General features: G+C 64.5%; 2 protein-coding genes. Both read left to right on the top strand.

The genetic code is table 11. The features are described from left to right. Positions 1-270 precede the first annotated feature (270 nt). A complete protein-coding gene (locus CG51_RS18690) occupies positions 271-702 on the top strand; it encodes a MarR family winged helix-turn-helix transcriptional regulator (RefSeq protein ID WP_035747595.1) in 432 nt (143 codons plus the stop codon). 14 nt (positions 703-716) lie between these two features. Next, on the top strand, positions 717-2110 hold a 1394-nt coding region (ftsH, locus tag CG51_RS18685; protein ID WP_035747593.1), incomplete at its 3' end, for an ATP-dependent zinc metalloprotease FtsH.

The raw sequence follows: 2110 nt of genomic DNA, 5'->3' as shown, positions 1-2110 counted from the left end.
AGATCGCGCATCATGGAGCGCATCAGCGCGAAGGGATCGCTGCGGCGCAGATATGTCGGATAGAGCATTGCTGGCCTCCTGTTGCTGATCGATGCCCCCGAACCGGCGGCATGGTCCGACCGGGCAACGGTGCCGGCTGGATGTCGGTTCGGAGACCGCCCATCAAGATAGGTGGATCCATTTATTATGCAAGCATGTATGATGCTTGCATTGCACTTTGGGTAGACCGCAGTCTATCCTGTTTCTCATGCAGACGGAGGAAAGATACCCTTGATCACTTCTGATCTCGCCCTGATCGGGACGACGATCCACCGGGTCGCGCAGCTCATCCAGCAGCGGATCGACCAAGACATCCGCGACAGCGGCCTGACCCGCCTGTCCTGGATGGCGGCGGCGCATGTCGAGGATGCGCCCGGGCTGACCATCGGCGATCTGGCCGACCGACTTGAGGTCGGCCCGGCCACTGCGGGCCAGCTCGTCGATCGCATGGTCCGGGGCGGCTGGGTCGAGCGGTCGCCCTCGCTCGACGACAGGCGGTCGCAGATCGTCACCGCAACGTCGAAGGCCCGGGCGATGCTGGAGGAACTCGCGCCGCGGCAATCGGCGCTCGAAGATGAAATCCTGCAGGATCTGTCGGCAGACGAAAGGCGCATCCTGCTGGCGCTGCTCGAGCGGATCAGGGCGCGGCTCGGGCGCCAGTGAAAGGGACAAGCGGCATGGAAAGGAAGACCGAATATAACATCTGGTACTGGGTGGTGGCTTTCATAGCCGTGCTTTTCATCCAGAACCTGATCGCCGGCTGGCAATCCGTCGCGCCGATCAGCTACAGCCAGTTCGAGAGCTATCTCGAGGATGGCAGGGTCGCGTCCGTCGCGGTCGGCGCGGACACCATCACCGGCACCTTCACCGACCCCGTCGACGGCAAGAGCCAGTTCGTCACCACGGTCGTGGATCCCGCGATCCTGCAGCGGATCGACCGCTCCGGCGTCGAGATCACGGGCGTTCCTCAGAACACCTTTCTCGGCACGCTGATTTCCTGGGTGGCGCCAGCGCTTGTCTTCTTCGGAATCTGGATGCTGCTGTTCCGCAAGTTCGCCGACAAGCAGGGCTTCGGCGGGTTCATGCAGGTCGGCCGCAGCAAGGCCAAAGTTTACATGGAAAAAGAAACCGGCGTCAGCTTCGCCGACGTGGCCGGTGTGGACGAGGCCAAGGCCGAGCTCGAGGAGGTCGTGGAGTTCCTCAGGAACCCCGCCGAATACGGAAAGCTGGGCGCACATATCCCCAAAGGCATATTGCTCGTTGGGCCGCCGGGCACCGGCAAGACGCTGCTGGCCCGCGCGGTGGCGGGTGAGGCGGGCGTGACCTTCTTTTCGATCTCGGGCTCCGAGTTCGTCGAGATGTTCGTGGGCGTCGGTGCCGCGCGGGTGCGCGACCTCTTCGAGCAGGCTCGGAAATCCGCGCCGGCGATCATCTTCATCGACGAACTCGACGCTCTCGGGCGGGCGCGCTCCTCCGGCCAGATCGCCGGTGGCCATGATGAGCGTGAGCAGACGCTGAACCAACTTCTGACCGAGCTCGACGGCTTCGACCCTTCTGTGGGCATCGTGCTCCTGGCCGCCACCAACCGGCCCGAGATCCTCGATCCCGCGCTGCTGCGCGCGGGCCGCTTCGACCGGCAGGTGCTGGTGGACAAGCCCGATAAGAAGGGGCGCATCCAGATTCTCGGCGTGCACATGAAGAAGGTGACGCTCGCACCGGACGTGGACGCCGAGAAGGTCGCGGCCCTGACCCCCGGGTTCTCGGGCGCTGACCTCGCCAACCTCGTCAATGAGGCCGCGCTCCTGGCCACGCGCCGCAAGGCTGATGCGGTGACGATGGACGACTTCAACAATGCCGTGGAGCGTATCATCGCGGGGCTGGAGAAGAAGAACCGCGTTCTGAACCCGCGCGAACGCGAGATCGTGGCGCATCACGAGATGGGGCACGCGCTGGTGGCGATGGCTCTGCCCGGCACGGATCCGGTGCACAAGGTCTCGATCATACCGCGCGGAATTGGCGCGCTCGGCTACACCATCCAGCGCCCGACCGAGGACCGCTTCCTGATGACGCG

Origin of the sequence: Haematobacter missouriensis, from assembly GCF_000740775.1 — a bacterium.
In the GTDB taxonomy this organism is placed as follows: Bacteria; Pseudomonadota; Alphaproteobacteria; order Rhodobacterales; family Rhodobacteraceae; genus Haematobacter; species Haematobacter missouriensis.
This window is presented reverse-complemented; position numbering and strand designations above follow the sequence as displayed.